Below are 20,027 nucleotides of genomic sequence, written 5' to 3' on the forward strand. Positions count from 1 at the left end.
GACTGAAATGATTGACAAAAAAATGTTAGACCGCGTAAAAGAGCTTTCACAGTACCGTCTTGTAGATGAAAGACCTGTTGAGGAGATGAACTCATATGGAATGGTGCTGGAGCATAAAAAGAGCGGAGCCAGGATTTTTTTAATGAGCTGTGAAGATGACAATAAAGTATTTTCCATTGGATTCCGCACTCCGCCCCAGGACAGCACAGGACTTCCCCATATTCTGGAACACAGTGTTTTGGAGGGGTCTGAGAAGTTTCCCGTAAAAGATCCCTTTGTAGAGCTGGTAAAGGGTTCTTTAAACACATTTTTAAATGCAATGACCTATCCGGATAAGACGGTTTATCCGGTCGCCAGCTGCAATGACAGGGATTTCCAGAACCTGATGGATGTGTATTTAGACGGCGTGCTCCATCCTTCCATTTACCGTGAACCGAAGATTTTTTTACAGGAGGGCTGGCACTATGAGATGGAGGAGACAGACAGCCCCTTAATCATCAACGGCGTGGTTTACAATGAAATGAAGGGCGCTTTTTCCTCACCGGAAAGCGTGCTGGACCGGTATACAAAGGCGGTTCTCTTTCCGGATACCCCATACCGCCATGAATCCGGCGGCGATCCCGCCTGTATTCCGGATCTGACCTATGAGCAGTTTATTGCCTTCCATAAAAATTACTATCATCCGGCCAACAGCTTTATCTACCTTTATGGAGATATGGATATGGCTGAAAAATTAGAGTGGCTGGACAGAGCGTATTTATCCCAATATGACAGGGCAGATTTTACCCGGGATTCCCGGATTCCCATGCAGAAGCCTTTTAAGGAGCCCATTGAGCGGGAAACTACCTACTCTGTAACAGCGGAAGAAGGGACAAAGGGGCGGACCTATCTGTCTTTAAATACCGTAGTGGGAACGGATCTGGATCCGGAGCTTTATGTGGCTTTCCAGATTTTGGAATATGCGCTGATCGATGCTCCGGGAGCACCCTTAAAGCAGGCGCTTATTGACGCCCATATTGGTCAGGATATTCTGGGAGGCTACGACAACGGGATCCTTCAGCCCTGCTTTTCCGTAATCGCCAAAAATGCAGAGCGGGAGCAGAAGGGGGAATTTCTTGCTGTGGTTAAGGGAACCCTGCGCCGTCTGGCAGATCAGGGCATTGACAGAAAGAGCCTTCTTGCAGGCTTAAACTACTACGAATTCCGCTACAGGGAAGCAGATTACGGCTCTGCGCCCAAGGGACTTATGTACGGTCTCTGGTCTATGGACAGCTGGCTTTATGACGGAGATCCTATGCTCCATCTCCAGTATCAGAAGACCTTTGACTTTTTAAAGAAGGCAGTATCCGAAGGATATTTTGAGAATCTGATCCGCGGATATCTTCTGGACAATCCCCATGAGGCTTTTGTGATCGTAAGCCCCTGTACAGATCAGACCGCCAGAGAGGATGAGGCTCTGGCAGAGCGGCTTAAGGCTTACAGGGATTCCCTTTCAGAAGAAGAGAGGAGCGAGATTGTCCGAAAGACAAAGGAATTAAAGGCATATCAGGAGGAGCCGTCCTCTCAGGAGGATCTGGAAAAGATTCCCATGCTCCAGAGATCCGATATTGAGAAAAAGGCAGAAGGCTTTTCTTATGAGGTAAAGGAGGAGAGCGGGATTCCTGTCATCCACAGCCCGTTATTTACCTCTGGGATCGGCTACCTGAAGGTGCTCTTTGACTTTTCTGTCCTGCCGGATGAGGATATTCCCTACGGAGCTCTTTTAAAGTCCGTGCTGGGCTATGTGGATACGGAGCATTACAGCTACAGCGATCTTACCAGCGAGATTTATTTAAACAGCGGCGGCCTGGATTTTTCCGTAGGCGGCAGCCAGAAAATGGGAGAGCCTGGAAACTTTACCGGTACCTTTACAGCCAGCGTAAAGGTGCTCTATGAAAAGCTGGATTTTGCTTTTGAGATGCTGGAAGAGATCCTCCTGCGCTCTAAGCTTACAGACGAAAAACGTCTGGGAGAGATTTTGGATGAGACTATGTCCAGAGCCAGAATGCGTCTGGAGAACAGTTCTCACAGCTCCGCTGCCATGAGAGCTGCTTCCTATTATTCGCCCCTGTCTTCTTTCTATGACCGCACCGGCGGTATTGGCTTTTATCAGTTTTTGGAGAAAATTACAGAGCGCTGCAGCAAGGAAGAGGGATATCGTCTCAAACTGGGGAAAAAGCTTATGGAAGTTGCAAAAACGCTCTTTACTGCTTCCAATATGACCGTAAGCTACACGGCGGATGAAGAGGGCTATGGCAGGCTTCCGGCTGCGCTGGCTGCCTTTAAGGCGGTTCTTCCGGAAGGGAATGGGATCCGTTACCCCTATGAATTTAAGCCAGAGCTTAAAAATGAAGGCTTTCGGACTGCATCGCAGGTCAACTATGTGGCCTGCTGCGGCACCTTCGGAGAGAGTGCTTATACAGGCGCATTAAAGGTATTAAAGGTGATTTTAAATTACGAATATCTCTGGGTAAACCTGCGTGTAAAAGGCGGAGCCTACGGCTGTATGAGCAGCTTTGGGCGAAATGGGGAAACAATGTTAGTATCTTACCGGGATCCCAAGCTGGGCGAGACAAACCGGGTTTATGAGGGAATCCCGGAGTATTTGAGAACCTTTTCCATTGACGACAGAGATATGACAAAATACGTTATCGGCGCCTTCAGTGAGCTGGATGCTCCCTTAAATCCTGCGGCAAAAGGAGCCAGAAACCTGGGAGCATGGCTTTCCGGCGTTACGGACGAGATGATCCAGAGAGAGCGGGATCAGGTTCTGAATGTGACCCAGGAGGATATCCGAGCACTGGCCGGACTGTTAGAGTCTGTGTTAAACACAGGCGCTCTCTGTGCCATTGGAAATGACCAGCAGATTGTGAATGAACAGGAACTCTTTAACGAAATAAAGCATCTTTACCACTAAATGAGCAGGAGCAGAAATGATGGAAGAAAATGTACAGAAGAAATCAGGCTTTGTCACACTGATCGGCCGTCCCAACGTAGGAAAATCTACGCTGATGAATCATCTGATCGGCCAGAAGATCGCCATTACCTCTGATAAGCCCCAGACCACCAGAAACAGGATCCAGACGGTGTATACAGATGAAAGAGGCCAGATCATTTTCCTGGATACTCCGGGAATCCACAAGGCGAAAAACAAGCTGGGCGAATATATGGTAGATGTGGCAGAGCACACCTTAAAGGAAGTGGATGTGATCCTCTGGCTGGTGGAACCCACCACCTTTATCGGGGCCGGGGAACGCCACATTGCAGAGCAGCTTTCCAATGTGAAAACACCGGTGATTCTGGTGATCAACAAAATTGATACCTTAAAAAATCAGGAAGAAATTTTAACATTTATAGATGCCTACAAGGATGTGTGCAAGTTTGCAGAAATTGTGCCTCTTTCCGCACTGAAGGAAAAAAATACCGATCTTTTGCTGGAGCTTCTTTTTAAATATCTGCCCTGTGGCCCCATGTTTTATGATGAGGACACAGTTACGGATCAGCCCATGCGCCAGATTGCGGCAGAGCTTATCAGAGAAAAAGCGCTTCGCCTTCTGGATGATGAGATTCCCCACGGGATAGCAGTTACTATCGAAAAGATGCGCGAAAGGAAAAACGGCATCATGGACATTGAAGCCAGCATTGTCTGCGAACGCGAGTCCCACAAGGGAATCATTATCGGAAAGGGCGGCTCTATGTTAAAGCGCATCGGCACCAATGCCCGCAGGGAAATTGAAAATATGCTGGAGATGCAGGTCAATCTGCAGCTGTGGGTAAAGGTACGCAAGGAATGGAGAGACAGTGAGCTGTATATGAAAAATTACGGCTATGACAAAAAAGATGTATAAGGGGAGCGAGCAGGGTGAGAGAAGCAGTTAGCCTCACGGGCATGGTGCTTTTGGCTGCATCCTTTGGGGAAGCAGACCGGAGAGTGGTGCTTTTGACCAGAGAACGGGGGAAGATCACAGCCTTTGCTCACGGAGCAAGAAGGCCGGGAAGCGCCCTGATGGCAGTTACCAGACCCTTTGTGTTCGGCACTTTTAACGTCTTTGAGGGCCGCAGCGCCTATACCCTTCAGAGCGCCCAGCCGGTATGCTATTTTGACGAGCTTTCTGCAGATATGGAGGGGGCCTGTTACGGAGCTTATTTTCTGGAAATGGCCTCCTATCTGGCTCAGGAAAACATGGACGGAACCGAACTTTTAACACTGGTTTACCAGACATTAAAGGCCCTTTTAAATCCGTCCCTTCCAAACCGCCTGGTCCGGCGGATCTTTGAGCTGAAAGTCATGGTTATAAACGGAGAATACACAGAAAATCCCCAGGGAAAGGTATCCGAGTCCTGTACCTACACCTGGCAATATGTCATTTATTCCCCTGTAGGAAGCCTCTATACCTTCGTACTAAAACCCGAAGTCCAGGCCGAATTCGAGCACCAGGTAGAAAATGCCAGAACCACCTTCATCCGCCACAACTTCCGTTCTCTGGAAATTCTGGAACTGATGACCAGGTAGAACAGATGGAAATGTTTTGGTTTTACCTATAGAAACAACCTATGGCCATTGGCGACCACAACAAATACTTGCCGATAAGGCTTGAAATTATACGCATCAGAAGATATAATAAGCGGTATATTGCTCCCGCGGATGCAGGAGAAGCCTGGAAGAAAGGAAGAAATATGAAGAAAAGCATAAGAGGAATCCTGCTTCTTGCAGCCTGCACCGTCTTTTTTGCCGGCTGTGCCAGATCCAAAGGGAGCTGGGAAGCCTTTACGGAAAATACCCTTTATGTAGCCGGCGATGGAAGCGTTTCCTGGGCTTCTGTCGAAAGCTTCGGGGAAGGCGATTACAAAGAAGAGGAGTTAAAAGCCTTTGCCGGAGAGAGAATCAGCCAGTTTAACCAGTCTCAGGGCGAAGAGCCAGCCTTTGAAAATGAGAAGGGGGCAGAAAAGCTTCCGGTTGCTCTTGATACAGTGAGTATGAAGGATGGAAGGGCAGTTCTGGTGACGGAATACGATACCCCTTCCCGGCTGGTGGAGTTTTCACAGGACATAGGAGATGAGGGGATGCCCTTTGATTCGATTGATATAGGCAGTCCTGCGTCCCTGGCTTTGAAAGAACAGACTTCTTATCTGGATATAGAGGGAAAAGCGGTAGATCAGCAGGAAATTTTAAAGGAAACAGGTCTTGCGGTCCGTGTTTCGGGCCAGGGGGTCATTTCCGCGGAAAAAAAGATCCGCTATATAAGTGAGGGCTGTACCCTTCGGGATGTTCATACAGTGGAAACCGCGTCTGAGGGAGTAAGCTGCATTATATTGGAGTGATGCCCTGAAAGGGGCTTGCTGACAGTAAGTATATAAAAAGAGAGGACATGGATCATGGAAAAGACAATGGAAAAAATCGTAGCTCTTGCCAAGAACAGAGGTTTTGTATACCCTGGTTCTGAGATCTACGGCGGTCTTGCAAATACCTGGGATTACGGCAATCTGGGTGTTGAGCTTAAAAACAATGTAAAGAAAGCCTGGTGGCAGAAGTTTGTTCAGGAAAGCCCATACAACGTAGGAGTGGACTGTGCGATTCTGATGAATTCCCAGACATGGGTAGCCAGCGGCCATCTGGGCGGATTTTCTGATCCATTGATGGACTGTAAGCAGTGTAAGGAGCGTTTCCGCGCAGACAAGCTGATTGAGGATTATAATGATGAGCACGGTATCGAGATCGAAGGCTCTGTAGACGGCTGGTCTCAGGAAGAGATGAAGCAGTATATTGAGGATAAGCACATCTGCTGTCCAAGCTGCGGCGCTCACGATTTTACAGATATCCGTCAGTTCAACCTGATGTTTAAGACCTTCCAGGGCGTAACTGAGGATGCTAAGAATACCGTATACTTAAGACCCGAGACTGCACAGGGTATTTTCGTAAACTTTAAGAATGTTCAGAGAACCTCCAGAAAGAAAGTTCCCTTCGGTATCGGACAGGTTGGAAAGTCCTTCAGAAATGAGATCACTCCCGGAAACTTTACCTTCCGTACCAGAGAGTTTGAGCAGATGGAGCTTGAATTTTTCTGCAAGCCGGGCACCGATTTGGAGTGGTTTGCATACTGGAAGCAGTTCTGTATTGACTGGCTTCAGACCCTTGGCATCAAGCCGGAGGAGATGCGTGCAAGAGATCATTCACCGGAGGAACTGTGCTTCTACAGCAAGGCTACCACAGACCTTGAGTTCTTATTCCCCTTTGGCTGGGGTGAGCTGTGGGGTATTGCAGACAGAACCGATTATGACCTGACCCAGCATCAGAATGTATCCGGACAGGATATGGCATACTTTGATGACGAGAGCAAGGAAAAATACATTCCTTATGTAATCGAGCCTTCATTGGGTGCAGACCGTGTTACACTGGCATTCTTATGTGCTGCTTATGATGAGGAAGAGATCGGAGAGGGCGATGTGAGAACTGTTCTTCATTTCCATCCGGCGCTGGCTCCTGTAAAGATTGGTGTTCTGCCTCTTTCCAAGAAGCTTAACGAGGGCGCTGAGAAGGTATTTGCAGAGCTTTCAAAATACTATAACTGTGAGTTTGATGACAGAGGAAATATTGGAAAGCGCTACAGAAGACAGGATGAGATCGGTACTCCGTTCTGTGTAACATATGATTTTGATTCTGAGAACGATCAGGCAGTTACTGTCCGCGACCGCGACACCATGGAGCAGGTACGCGTACCGATTGCTGAGTTGAAGGCTTACTTTGAGGATAAGTTCCGTTTCTAGGGAATATGTAAAATGAAAGAAAACAGCATCTGGGAAACCGTTAAAAACGGTATTTCCGGGTGCTTTTTTCATATGCCTTTTCCAAGCGGCGCGTAGAAAAGTTTAGAATGATTTTATAAACGCCCCGCCATAAGTATGGTATACTTAAACTATATGTAAATTGCCTGTCTGCGTGCTGCGCCGGGGGCAGTGGAAGGAGGATGAAAAGGTGAAGATAAGGACACGGCTTGCGGTAGCATTTATTATCATAACCGTTTTTCCGATGCTTATGATCTACCTTTCTGTGATCGCCCTCAGCGATTATCAGGAAAAGTCCTTTAAAGAAGCATATGGTCTTACAGAGCAGATTGAACTGTTAAACGGCAATTCCCTTCAGGTATTTAACCGTTTGACCAGACAGTCGCAGAAAGATATCCGAAAGGTGTTGGATGAAAAACCGGATAATTACAAGGATCCGGCATATCTGGATAAAGTGAATGCAAAATTAAATGAACAGTATGCCTATCTGATTGTCCGCCGTGAGGATACGATCATTTATTACGGGGCGAACGGAGAACCGCAGGATGCGTCTCTCTGCGCTCAGCTTCCGGATTTTGATGTGATGAAGGGACGCATGGAAGGTGGGATCTATCTGGACGGCGAGAGTCAGCATCTGATCAAGCAGATGGATTTTCAGTTTTCGGACGGTGCCGAGGGAAGTGTGTTTATTGTTTCCAATGTAGACGATCTGCTTCCTGAAGTAAAGTCCATGTTTCGAGAAATGCTGTTTTTGGGCGTGGCGATTCTGGTGGTAGCGGGCTTTACCCTTACGGTTTGGGTATACCGTTCGATTTTAAGCCCCTTAAACAAGCTTCAGGAGGCTACCAAGCAGATACGGGACGGTAATCTGGAGTTTACCCTGGATGTAGATGCAGATGATGAGATAGGCCAGCTTTGCCAGGATTTTGAAGAAATGCGGATCCGTTTAAAGGAAAATGCAGAGGAAAAGCTTCAGTATGATAAGGAAAGCAAGGAGCTGATCAGTAATATTTCCCATGATCTTAAGACTCCCATTACAGCCATTAAGGGGTATGTAGAAGGGATTCTGGACGGGGTTGCTTCCTCACCTGAGAAGCTGGACAGATATATCCGCACGATTTATAATAAAGCCAATGATATGGACCGGCTGATCGATGAGCTGACCTTTTACTCCAAGATTGACACAAATAAGATTCCTTATACCTTTGCAAAGATCAATGTATCCCAGTATTTTAAGGACTGTCTGGAAGAGGTGGGTCTGGATATGGAAGCAAGGGGCATTGAGCTGGGATATTTCAATTATGCGGATGAGGATGTGATGGTTATTGCAGATGCAGAGCAGATGAAGCGTGTGATCAATAACATTATCAGCAATTCCGTCAAATATCTGGACAAGAAAAAAGGAATCATCAATATCAGAATCAAGGATGTGGGAGACTTTATCCAGATTGAGATTGAGGACAATGGAAAAGGCATTGCGGCAAAGGATCTTCCCAACATATTTGACCGTTTTTACCGTACAGATTCCTCACGAAACTCTTCTCAGGGCGGCAGCGGGATCGGACTGTCCATTGTACGCAAGATCATTGAGGATCACGGAGGACGCATCTGGGCCACCAGCAAGGAAGGCATCGGAACGGAGATCCATTTTGTATTAAGAAAATATCAGGAGGTTATGCAGGAATGAGCAAAATACTGATTGTAGAGGATGAAGAAAGCATCGCAGAGCTGGAAAAGGATTATCTGGAGCTGTCCGGCTTTGAGGTTGAGATCGAAAATAACGGAACCGATGGTCTGGACCGTGCTTTAAAGGAAGACTACGATCTCCTGATCCTGGATCTGATGCTTCCGGGAACGGACGGATTTGAGATCTGCCGCAGGGTAAGGGAGATTAAAAATACCCCTATTATTATGGTTTCTGCCAAAAAGGAGGACATTGACAAAATCCGCGGTCTGGGCCTTGGAGCAGATGATTATATTACAAAGCCGTTCAGTCCCAGCGAGATGGTTGCCAGAGTGAAAGCCCACATGGCCCGCTATGAGCGTCTGATCGGAAGCGGCCAGCCCGCCAATGAGATTATTGAAATCCGCGGTTTAAAGATCGACAAAACAGCCCGCAGAGTATGGGTGGCAGGAGAGGAAAAAACTTTTACAACCAAGGAATTTGATCTTCTAACCTTTTTAGCCCAGAATCCCAACCATGTATTTACAAAGGAGGAACTGTTCAGCAAAATCTGGGATATGGAATCCATCGGCGATATTGCCACCGTTACAGTGCATATTAAGAAGATCCGGGAAAAAATTGAATTTAATACAGCCAAGCCTCAGTACATTGAGACCATCTGGGGAGTTGGGTATCGGTTTAAGGTATAGGGAAAATCCTCCGCTTGTGCGGGGGATTTTTCATATGCAGAAAGGAATGGCACATTTCTTTGTTAATAGTTACTATAAAATATTAGTTCGCATATACGAACAATAAATGAATATACGAAAATGACAGAAAATGAAAACGCTTACAGTAAATTTTGCTGTAAAATAACCAAATTTTTTCAAAATTTTGTCGGTAAAGGACTTTACTCCCCCAATCTTTGTGATATAATAAACGAGGTGGACGGATAAGGAGAACCATTGATTCCGTCTGATAGGCGGGCACAGGAAATTTCCCGGTATGTCCGGTTAAAGAGCGGCAGAGTCCTGAGGGAATCTGCCAGAATGAGGAGGAAGAAACTTATGGCTACAAAGTGGGTTTATTTATTCAGCGAAGGCAATGCGACCATGAGAAACCTGTTAGGTGGTAAGGGCGCTAACCTTGCGGAGATGACAAATCTGGGATTACCTGTACCACAGGGATTTACGATTACAACAGAGGCCTGCACCCAGTATTATGAAGATGGCAGAAAAATCAATGACGAGATCATGGGCCAGATCATGGAGCATATTGGAAAGATGGAGGAGATCACCGGCAAGAAGTTCGGCGATAAGGAGAATCCGCTGTTGGTTTCCGTTCGTTCCGGTGCAAGAGCTTCCATGCCGGGTATGATGGATACCATCTTAAACCTGGGTCTGAATGAGGAAGTAGTAGAGGTTCTGGCTGCAAAGTCCGGTAATCCGCGCTGGGCATGGGACTGCTACAGAAGATTCATCCAGATGTTTTCCGACGTTGTTATGGAAGTTGGAAAGAAGTATTTTGAAGAGTTGATCGATAAGATGAAGGCTGAGAAGGGAGTAACCCAGGACGTGGAGCTGACCGCTGAGGATCTTCACGAGCTGGCAAATCAGTTCAAGGCTGAATATAAAGAAAAGATCGGAAAGGATTTCCCAACCGATCCCAAGGAGCAGCTGATGGAGGCCATCAAGGCTGTATTCCGTTCCTGGGATAACCCAAGAGCAAACGTATACCGCCGCGATAATGATATCCCTTATTCCTGGGGTACTGCTGTAAATGTACAGATGATGGCATTCGGAAACATGGGCGAGACTTCTGGTACAGGCGTTGCATTTACCCGTGACCCAGCTACCGGCGAGAAGCACCTGATGGGCGAGTTCTTAATGAATGCTCAGGGTGAGGACGTAGTTGCAGGTGTCCGTACCCCTCAGAAGATTGACCAGTTAAAGGAAGTTATGCCGGAGGTTTATGAGCAGTTCGTAGGCATCTGCCATACTCTGGAGGATCATTACAGAGATATGCAGGATATGGAGTTCACCATTGAGGATAAGAAGCTTTATATGCTGCAGACCAGAAACGGAAAGAGAACAGCTAAGGCTGCTTTAAAGATTGCCTGTGATCTGGTAGATGAGGGCATGATCGATGAGAAGAAGGCAGTTCAGATGATCGATCCCCGTAATCTGGATACCCTGCTTCACCCACAGTTTGATGCAGAGGCATTAAAGAAGGCTGAGCCGGTTGCAAAGGCTCTGGCTGCATCCCCAGGCGCTGCCTGCGGCAAGATCGTATTTACTGCTGAGGATGCAAAAGAGTGGAAGGAAAGAGGCGAAAAGGTCGTATTAGTACGTCTTGAGACATCTCCTGAAGATATCGAAGGAATGAAGGCTTCTCAGGGTATCCTGACAGTCCGCGGCGGTATGACCAGCCACGCAGCTGTAGTTGCCCGCGGTATGGGTACCTGCTGTGTATCCGGCTGTTCCGAGATTATCATGGACGAGGCAAACAAGAAGTTCGTTCTGGCCGGAAAAGAGTACCATGAGGGCGACTGGCTGTCTATCGACGGTTCTACCGGTAAGATCTATGACGGCATTATTCCTACGGTAGATGCTACCATCGCAGGCGAGTTCGGCCGCATCATGGCATGGGCTGACAAATATAGAAGACTGAGAGTCCGCACCAATGCAGATACTCCAAGAGACGCTGCAAAGGCAAGAGAACTGGGCGCAGAGGGTATCGGCCTTTGCCGTACGGAGCATATGTTCTTCGAGGGCAACCGTATCGACGCATTCCGCGAGATGATTTGCTCCGAGACAGTAGAAGAGAGAGAAGCAGCCTTAGAGAAGATCCTTCCTGAGCAGCAGGGAGACTTTGAGAAGCTTTACGAGGCTTTAGAGGGCAATCCTGTTACCATCCGTTTCCTGGATCCGCCTCTGCATGAGTTTGTTCCTACCGAGGAAGAGGATATCAAGAAGCTGGCAGAAGCACAGGGCAAGAGCGTTGAGACCATCAAGGCAATCTGTGATTCTCTCCATGAGTTCAACCCGATGATGGGACATCGCGGCTGTCGTCTGGCTGTTACCTATCCTGAAATCGCAAAGATGCAGACAAAGGCTGTCATCCGTGCAGCAATCAACGTAAAGAAGGCTCACGCTGACTGGAACGTTTGCCCGGAGATCATGATCCCTCTGATCTGCGATATCAAAGAGTTAAAGTTTGTTAAGAAGGTAGTTGTTGAGACAGCTGATGCTGAGATCGCAGCATCCGACATTGACTTAAAGTATGAAGTAGGTACCATGATCGAGATCCCAAGAGCAGCTCTGACAGCTGACGAGATCGCAAAGGAAGCTGAGTTCTTCTGCTTTGGTACCAATGACCTGACACAGATGACCTACGGCTTCTCCCGTGATGATGCAGGCAAGTTCTTAAATGCTTACTATGATACAAAGATCTTTGAGAACGACCCATTCGCAAGACTGGATCAGACCGGCGTAGGAAAACTGATGGAAATGGCGATCAAGTTAGGCAAGAGCACCCGTCCTGATATGCATGTAGGTATCTGCGGCGAGCATGGCGGCGATCCTACTTCTGTAGAATTCTGCCACAAGATTGGTCTGGACTATGTGTCCTGCTCACCATTCCGCGTTCCGATCGCAAGACTGGCAGCAGCTCAGGCAGCGATTGCCAATGCAGGAAAATAGAAAATCGCAAGTATTTCTACTTCACAACGCTGGTTGTTACAAGGAAAGATGTGCAAGAATATATGAAACATCATTCTGAGTATACAAAGGCGAACCGATTTAAAGACATTATTTGCAAAATCTATATATAACTCGAAAGGGAAGCATTGTTTTGGCTTCCCTTTCCTTTCCTTATATCTCAATTAGGGCTAAATCCTAAAAGCTATGGCTTTAAAGGACTTAGTCCTTTTTATATGCAAAAAATTAAAATAAGGAGTGATATTGTCAATATTGGTGGCGGTCTTCCAGTCACTCAGTTCAAAGCGGGTAGCAGGTAATGGCGAAAGTAATGGCTTTTCATCTTCAAGGAATAAGTCCAACCGGCTACCCTCTTTCTTTTGAAAGAGCTTTCGATTGAATTGTTCCAGTTTTTCTCTGATTACACGATTTAATTCGACAAGGGAAAAGAACTGCTCATTCCTAAGTGCTGCTGTTATCCAAGTAGAGATATTTCCTACCGTTCCTTCAGCATTCGGCTTATCCTTTGGTGTTCTGACACGAGCAGGGATGATAGCTGTACCATAGTGCTCAGCCATTTCCTGATAAGTTTCATTGATCTGCTGGTCTTTCCATCCACCATTATGGACAACTGCAGTCTTGCAGTTATCCAGTACAAGTATTCTGGCAACACCGCCAAAAAACTCGTACATATGGACATGTGCTGTAATCCATGATTTCTGCTTCATATCCAGAAATGCTTCTACATATGCATACTGGCTGTAAGTCATTACGCCAACGAATATGTAAACCTTTAAGATTTCACCGGTATCTGGGTCAATGATTGTTGCAGGATCCCCTGCCCAGTCAACTTCAACCTGCTCACCGGGTTTGCGATTGATGTGCATGGTAGCGCGTCGTTTCTGTTCATCCTGTTGGATGTGATAGCAGAATTGTGAATACATAAGCGGTTCATCGCCGTTAGCACGGCAGTCCTCCATGTATTCCGTCCACAGAAGCTTTTTACTGACTCCGTTGCGGAGCAATTCTTTGTGGATGTAGTCGTAGTCAGGCATGCGTTTGTTTTTCGATACCAAACTTTCCTTAGCAAACATAAGTCTTTGAAGTTCAGTATCCGTCATAGATTCATCAAGAGGCCAAGAAAGATTTAATTCTCTGGCACGTTTTTGAACCTTGACTACAGTTTTCTGAGCAACACCACAGCTTGCCATGATGTTACGTTGAGAGAAGCCCAATCCAGTAAGACGGATGATTTCTCGATATTTGGTCATAATCGTGACCTCCTTGTAATGAATTTACACCATAGGGTGCATATCTTCATTATAAGGATTTAGTAATAAAATGATTTCCTTTTTGACAGAATCGTGATTTCCTGCAAAACGTAATGGTGATTTCCAAGCACCGGACAAGTGATGGATTTTACCCCGGATTATTCAACTTAATCAGCATTTTTGATGGCAAAAGGCGAAAAGCAGTTATACAGAGTATTTTAGAGGTAAAGAAATATTTGGATGATATGGAAATGTTGGAAGTGGTGTCAAGAGTACTTGAAAAATTGGACAGTATGTCAGATGAGGAATTTGAGGCAATGGAATTCGTAGCGGCAGAATAAAAACAGAATTTACGATACAAATAAAATGTAGTATAATTGAAATAGAAAATAAAATTTAAAATTAAGCAATCTGGAGGTGTATAATAGTGAATGATAAAGGCGTAGGTGCTATTTTTTGTTTGATATCATCAATTTTAATTTCAGCAAAATACTTATCAGCGGCAATATTTGTGAGTAATACATCTAATAAGGATGCAATTTTATTTTCTGCGAGTTTGGAATATGTGGGTTCTTTTTTGACAATAGCTTCTTTGATTGCATTGATAATTGGACTTCTGTTTTTGGGATTGAAAATTAGTCGTTCTTTTTTCTATGGGTATACATGATAAAATGCGGAGCTGAACAGCAAAATATAGAAATTTGCTGTTCAGTCCTGTTTATTCTTTACTTAAATCTAATATTTGTTCATCAATCTAAGCGGTTTACACAGAATGATTTAGAATATTTCTTTCTTATTTATAATAACTGGCGAGGTTAAATAATTTAAGAAAAGGAAAAAAGTTTTTTCTGCGGGTTACCGCACATAGCTTGTCGGATGAAGAAATACTGGTTTGTAAAAATTAAGTACTTCATCAATGAAATTAATTACTTTCTGTTTCATATTTCTCATCTCCTTTTGTTTTTCTGAAGTAATCATAACCCCAAATAGGATATATTGCTCGCCAAATTAATTTGAAAAGTGGACAAAAATTGCAAGATAAAGAAATATGTGCAGGTATGACTTTTTAGTAATGCTACGATTCAATACTGTTTCGATACTCAGAAGGAGAAATACCCTTCAATTTTTTGAATGTTCTGCTAAAATATAATGGATTATCATATCCAACAATACTGGCTACTTCTGTGATATTATATATATTGTTTTTTAACAGGGCTTCTGCGTTATATATTCGAATGGATAATATATATTGTAAAGGAGTAAATCCTGTGTATTGCTTGAAGTTACGAATAAACCAACTTGTACTCATATTGTGGCTTTGTGCGTACTTTTCAATGTTTATCTCTTGGTTATAATGTTCGTTAAAATAGAGTGTTGCAGAGTCCATGTCTTCTGCAATCTGGCTGTTACCCATTTTTGAACTTGTCTGAAAATGTCTGTGTGTCATGATAAATATTTCTCTTAAATGCATTTCTAATATTCCATCATAATGTTCCCGGCACATTTGAAGTTCTTGAATCATTGTTTTAAAGTGATTCTGATATTCTAATCTCTTACCACAGTAATATACATGTTTGCCTTTTGTGAAACCGTAATAGCGAAGGATGTTCGTTACATCGTTTCCTGTAAAGTGAACCCAGTATACTTCGGTTTGATCTTCGCCATAGTACTCATACTTTTGCGGCTCTTTTGGTCTGTAAAGAACTATATGACCGGCTGTAACAATCTCTTCTTTTTGGCTGAAATGAAAGTGGGCTTTTCCAGATGCAATGTACAGTAGCTGAAAGTCACGACGACCACGTGGTCGCCAGGTTGGTAATTTAGGGCGGGTAAACAAGTGATAAGTACCGCAACTGGTTACAATTAATGGTTTCGATTTATCTTTTATGTCCATAGTTGTATTGTTTAGGTAGGCATTGTTGGTGTACATATTTACTTTATCCCCCCCATTTTTCTGACTTGGTTCATTTTTTTGATGTGCACTTTGATGAAAAAATAGATAAAACTTACGTTATTTTAGAAATTGTATCATTTTGTGCATGTTTTGTCAAATTCTTGATATGTATTTTTCAGAGTCGATTTAGTATAATTTCTTACATAAGAAAGACATGGTTTGCAACGGCGAGGTTACAAATTTATCAAAAGAAAAGGAGATTGTTATTATGGAGCAAAAAAGGTACCTAAAAATGCGAAACATTGTCGGATATGGAACAGGTGATATTGCAGGTAATGTGGTTTATGCATTTTTATCATCGTTTGTAATGATTTATCTGACAAACACGGTAGGATTAAATGCGGGTATTGTAGGAACATTGATTGCAGTATCAAAGCTGTTTGATGGAATCTCAGATGTATTCTTTGGTTCAATGATTGATAAGACAAAGAGCAAAATGGGTAAAGCAAGACCGTGGATGTTCTGGGGCTTCTTCGGATGTGCAATCACATTATTCGGAGTATTTGCAATCCCTACTAATATTGGAAAAACAGCACAGTATGCTTGGTTCTTTATTGCGTATACATTATTGAATGCTGTGTTTTATACGGCTAACAATATAGCATATTCGGCACTTACAGCACTTGTAACAAAAAACAGTAAAGAACGAGTGCAGATGGGGTCTTTCAGATTCATCTTTGCATTTACTACAAGCTTATTTATTCAGACAATTACAGTAAGTGCGGTTGATGTATTAGGTGGTGGAGCAGTAGGCTGGAGAAACATAGCTATTATTTACTGTATTTTAGGTGTTATTACAAATACTCTTGCAGTATTTTCTGTAAAAGAACTTCCGGAAGAAGAACTGAAGGACTGTGAAGATGCAGAGGAAAAAAAGGATGACAAACTTACTTTAATTCAGTCGGCAAAGTTACTGTTCAGCAATAAGTATTACTTAATGATTTGTGGGGTATATATTCTTCAACAGTTATATGGAGCAATGATTAACATTGGAATCTATTTTATGACATATGTGCTTCTTAATAAAAATTTGTTTGGAGCATTCTCCTGGGCAGTAAATATTCCGTTAATTATAGCATTGGTGTTTACACCTAATTTGGTTTCCAGATGGAAGGGAATGTATAAACTCAATAAGTACAGCTATATGGTAGCAACAGCAGGTCGTTTGCTGGTAGTTGTAGCAGGATACATGGGAAGTGTACCCTTGATGTTACTCTTTACAGCAATCGCAGCTTTAGGACAGGGACCTTGGCAGGGCGACATGAATGCGGTTATTGCATCTTGCTCAGAACATACATATTTAAAGACCGGAAAAAGAGTAGATGGAATCATGTATTCATGCACTTCATTAGGTGTAAAACTTGGCGGTGGTCTTGGTACAGCAATTGCAGGTTGGCTGCTCGAAATGAGTGGATTTATCAATGGTGATGCTGCGGTACAGCCAGACAGTTGTATTAATATGATGTATTTTATGTACCTCTGGCTTCCGTTCATTTTTGATTTGGTTATTACAATCATTCTTTCATTTATGAATGTGGAAGAGGCTAATGAAAAATTGAAAGCAGAAAGACAGTAAATAAAAATGGCCTTTAGAGTAAAAGCTTTAGAGGCTATTTCAGAAAGCGAGGAATATTATGCAGGCAGATATTAAATGGTTAGATAATCCGGAAGTGTTTCGTGTAAATCAGATAGAGGCTCATAGTGATCATAATTATTATCTGAATTATGAGGAGTTCAAGAGCGGTAAGAATAAACTGATGCAATCATTAAATGGCGAATGGGATTTTAAATTCAGCATCAATGTTATGGAAAGACCGATGAATTTTTATCAGACAGATTATGATAGAAGTGGTTTTGACAAGATTCTAGTTCCCGGTCACATTGAGCTTGCCGGTTATGATCAGATTCGGTATATCAATACGCTGTATCCTTGGGAGGGGAAAAGATACCTTAGAGGTGCACATAGCATAGATGGTGCTGGTGATGGAGCTGGAATGTTCAGCAAAGCAGAGTATAATCCGGTAGGCTCTTATGTAAAACACTTTGATCTTGATGAGAATCTGGTTGGTAAAAGAATCCATATTTGCTTTGAAGGTGTGGAAGAGGCAATGTATGTCTGGTTAAATGGGGAATTTATCGGATATGCAGAGGACAGTTTTACACCATCGGAGTTTGATTTGACCCCATATATTAAAGCAAAAAATAATGTGCTTGCGGTACAGGTTCACAAGATGAGCACAGCAGCTTTTTTAGAGGATCAAGATTTCTTCCGCTTCTTTGGTATTTTTAGAAATGTGACATTGAAGGCGATTCCGGATGTTCATGTACAGGATATGTGGATTAAACCTACTTTGAACGAGGATAATACAAGTGGTGCAATTAGAGTAGATGTAAAGATTTCTGCTGTAAAGGTAGGAGAAAAGAGTGCAAAATTTATACTTGCTGACAAGAGCGGAAATAAACTTTTATGTAAAGATATCGCTTTAGAAGATACCGAAGGTATGGTACAAGGCTCTATGATGGCAGAAGTAGAAAAAGTAATTCCTTGGGATAATCGCAGCCCTTATCTTTATGAGGCATTTATTGAAGTTTATGAGAATGGACAGCTTGCAGAGGTTGTATTTTACAGAGTTGGGTTTAGAAGACTTGAGATTATTGATAAGGTAATGTACTTAAATGGAAAAAGATTGATTCTGACAGGTGTGAACAGGCATGAGTGGAATGCGAAAACCGGACGAGTGATCGGAATGGACGAGATGATTTCTGATATGAAATGTGTGAAACGGAATAATATCAATGCAGTGAGGACATGCCATTATCCGGATCAGATTCCTTGGTACTATATGTGTGACGAAGAAGGAATTTATTTAATGTCAGAAACAAATCTTGAAAGTCATGGCTCATTTCAGAAACTGGGAGCCATTGAGCCATCCTGTAATGTACCGGGTTCTATTCCGCAGTGGAAAGAAGCGGTTATTGACAGAGCAAGAAATAACTTTGAAACATTTAAAAATCATACATCGGTTTTGTTCTGGTCTTTGGGAAATGAGTCATATGCCGGAGATAATATTGAGGCGATGAATCAATATTTTAAAGATAAGAAGGATGGAAGATTAGTTCACTATGAAAGTTCTTACTACAACAGGGCGTATGAAGATACCATTTCTGATATAGAAAGCCGTATGTATGCAAAAACGGCTGATGTTGAAGAGTACCTGATTAACAGTGCTAAAAAACCGTATATCTTATGTGAGTTTATGCATGATATGGGAAATTCTATGGGTGGTCTTGGTTCTTATATGGAGCTGATCGATAAATATGAAATGTATCAGGGTGGTTTTATCTGGGACTTCATTGACCAGGCAATTTTAGTAAAAGATGAGGTTACAGGGAAAGAAGTACTAAGGTATGGCGGAGATTTTGATGACAGACCGGCAGACTATGAATTTTCAGGAAACGGAATTCTATTTGCTGACAGAAAAGAAAAACCGGCAATGCAGGAAGTGAGGTATTACTATGGGTTGTACATTTAAAACATTGAGAGTAGTATATGGAGATTTTACACTTGGTGTTCATGGGGAAGGATTTGATTACATTTTTTCTTATGTACAGGGTGGTCTGGAATCCCTTGTGAAAAATGGATATGAGTGGCTTTATCGCTGTCCGAAACCGACTTTCTGGAGAGCAACCACGGATAATGATAGAGGCAGTAAGTTCCATATTAAGAGCGGAAGCTGGCTTGCAGCAGATATGTTTATTGAATGTAAAGATGTTGAAGTAATTACCGATGGTAAATCTCAGGGAAAGCCCTGTGCTCCGGAAAACAACAAGTATGGCGGTGATGTATTTGCCGAGAATGTAATTGTAAAATATGTATATGAAACGATAACAACACCTGCTACAACCGTTGAGGTGGTATATAGTGTGGATAACAAGGGAAAGATTGCTGTAAATGTTTCCTATAAAGGAGCAAAGGGCTTGCCGCAGCTTCCAGTATTTGGACTTCGTTTCATTATGCCAACACTTGCAGACAAATATACATATGAAGGACTTTCTGGAGAAACTTATCCGGATCGAATGGCGGGAGCTGAGAAGGGAATCTTTGAGATAGACGATATAAGCCTTACAAATTATCTTGTTCCGCAGGAATGTGGAATGAGAATGGGTACAGAGTGGCTGGAGGTAACAAGGCATACAAGCCTTAATAACTGTAGAAAAGGAAATTCCAATCAGATTCTTAGAATAGAGAAGAAAGACAAAGGGTTCGCATTTTCCTGTCTGCCTTATACAGCTAGTGAGATTGAAAATGCAACTCATCATGAAGAACTTCCGCCGGCAAGAAGAACTGTGCTTTGTATTTATGGAGCGGTAAGAGGTGTAGGCGGAATTGACAGTTGGGGCAGTGATGTGGAAGAGGCTTATCATATTAGTGCAGAGGACGATATAAAATATTCTTTTGTGATTTGTTAAAAAAGAAATGCCTGCTTTAGCATCATAACTACATTGGATGGTAGCATTTATAGTAGTCCTTATAGAAAAACATAACATATTTTAAGTAACTGATAAGTTTTTTCATGGTTATATACCTCCTTTTCTGTTTCCATTATATATAAGAGTGA

Annotated in this window: 14 protein-coding genes and 1 pseudogene; 13 read left to right on the forward strand and 2 right to left on the reverse strand. The window is 43.3% G+C overall.

Annotated elements, in window-relative coordinates:
• The first annotated feature begins 7 nt into the window (after nt 1-7).
• From ACZM6M_RS01260 to ppdK, 8 genes are all read left to right on the forward strand, one after another.
• Nucleotides 8-2,956 (forward strand): insulinase family protein, encoded by a 2,949-nt coding sequence (locus ACZM6M_RS01260; protein WP_489489405.1) that lies wholly within the window; start codon nt 8-10, stop codon nt 2,954-2,956.
• A 19-nt stretch (nt 2,957-2,975) separates the two neighbouring features.
• Entirely contained in the window at nt 2,976-3,887 is a 912-nt protein-coding gene (gene era / locus ACZM6M_RS01265; RefSeq protein ID WP_489489615.1) for a GTPase Era, read from the forward strand.
• Nucleotides 3,888-3,901: 14 nt separating this feature from the next.
• On the forward strand, nt 3,902-4,552 hold the full coding sequence (gene recO / locus ACZM6M_RS01270) for a DNA repair protein RecO (protein ID WP_417045694.1): 651 nt from the start codon (nt 3,902-3,904) through the stop codon (nt 4,550-4,552).
• A gap of 164 nt (nt 4,553-4,716) precedes the next feature.
• Entirely contained in the window at nt 4,717-5,361 is a 645-nt protein-coding gene (locus ACZM6M_RS01275; RefSeq protein WP_417045695.1) for an outer membrane protein assembly factor BamD, read from the forward strand.
• Nucleotides 5,362-5,415: 54 nt separating this feature from the next.
• Nucleotides 5,416-6,804, forward strand: coding sequence for a glycine--tRNA ligase (locus ACZM6M_RS01280; RefSeq protein ID WP_066546315.1), 1,389 nt, complete (start codon nt 5,416-5,418; stop codon nt 6,802-6,804).
• Between the two features lie 208 nt (nt 6,805-7,012).
• Complete coding sequence (locus tag ACZM6M_RS01285; protein WP_337433688.1) at nt 7,013-8,509, forward strand: sensor histidine kinase; 1,497 nt, start codon at nt 7,013-7,015, stop codon at nt 8,507-8,509.
• Nucleotides 8,506-9,195, forward strand: a complete 690-nt coding sequence (locus ACZM6M_RS01290; RefSeq protein WP_066546324.1) for a response regulator transcription factor — start codon at nt 8,506-8,508, stop codon at nt 9,193-9,195. The genes ACZM6M_RS01285 and ACZM6M_RS01290 overlap by 4 nt, the downstream gene beginning before the upstream one ends.
• Before the next feature lie 357 nt (nt 9,196-9,552).
• Nucleotides 9,553-12,186: a pyruvate, phosphate dikinase gene (gene ppdK, locus ACZM6M_RS01295; protein WP_066546328.1), complete on the forward strand. Its 2,634-nt coding sequence runs from the start codon at nt 9,553-9,555 to the stop codon at nt 12,184-12,186.
• A gap of 272 nt (nt 12,187-12,458) precedes the next feature.
• On the opposite strand, the pseudogene istA reads toward ppdK, so the two are convergent.
• Nucleotides 12,459-13,454: pseudogene (gene istA, locus ACZM6M_RS01300) on the reverse strand (IS21 family transposase); the annotation flags it as partial.
• Between the two features lie 113 nt (nt 13,455-13,567).
• Here istA and ACZM6M_RS01305 point away from each other — a divergent pair.
• Together ACZM6M_RS01305 and ACZM6M_RS01310 are read left to right on the forward strand one after the other, a co-directional pair.
• Nucleotides 13,568-13,795: a transposon-transfer assisting family protein gene (locus ACZM6M_RS01305; protein ID WP_417045696.1), complete on the forward strand. Its 228-nt coding sequence runs from the start codon at nt 13,568-13,570 to the stop codon at nt 13,793-13,795.
• Between the two features lie 86 nt (nt 13,796-13,881).
• The gene (locus tag ACZM6M_RS01310; protein ID WP_418762639.1) at nt 13,882-14,121 is read left to right on the forward strand and encodes a hypothetical protein; all 240 of its coding nucleotides are present in this window, start codon (nt 13,882-13,884) and stop codon (nt 14,119-14,121) included.
• A 408-nt stretch (nt 14,122-14,529) separates the two neighbouring features.
• On the opposite strand, the gene ACZM6M_RS01315 is transcribed toward ACZM6M_RS01310, so the two are convergent.
• Complete coding sequence (locus tag ACZM6M_RS01315) at nt 14,530-15,384, reverse strand: helix-turn-helix transcriptional regulator (protein ID WP_418762638.1); 855 nt, start codon at nt 15,382-15,384, stop codon at nt 14,530-14,532.
• Between the two features lie 232 nt (nt 15,385-15,616).
• On the opposite strand from ACZM6M_RS01315, the gene ACZM6M_RS01320 reads away from it, so the two are divergent.
• From ACZM6M_RS01320 to ACZM6M_RS01330, 3 genes are read left to right on the forward strand one after another with little or no spacing between them, the layout of a single operon-like run.
• Nucleotides 15,617-16,984: an MFS transporter gene (locus ACZM6M_RS01320; RefSeq protein WP_177958409.1), complete on the forward strand. Its 1,368-nt coding sequence runs from the start codon at nt 15,617-15,619 to the stop codon at nt 16,982-16,984.
• A gap of 58 nt (nt 16,985-17,042) precedes the next feature.
• Nucleotides 17,043-18,941: a glycoside hydrolase family 2 TIM barrel-domain containing protein gene (locus ACZM6M_RS01325; RefSeq protein WP_418762637.1), complete on the forward strand. Its 1,899-nt coding sequence runs from the start codon at nt 17,043-17,045 to the stop codon at nt 18,939-18,941.
• Nucleotides 18,925-19,878 (forward strand): beta-galactosidase small subunit, encoded by a 954-nt coding sequence (locus tag ACZM6M_RS01330; protein WP_489489409.1) that lies wholly within the window; start codon nt 18,925-18,927, stop codon nt 19,876-19,878. Before ACZM6M_RS01325 ends, ACZM6M_RS01330 begins: the two co-directional genes overlap by 17 nt.
• Nucleotides 19,879-20,027: the final 149 nt, after the last annotated feature.

Source organism: Enterocloster sp. (genome assembly GCF_057861365.1).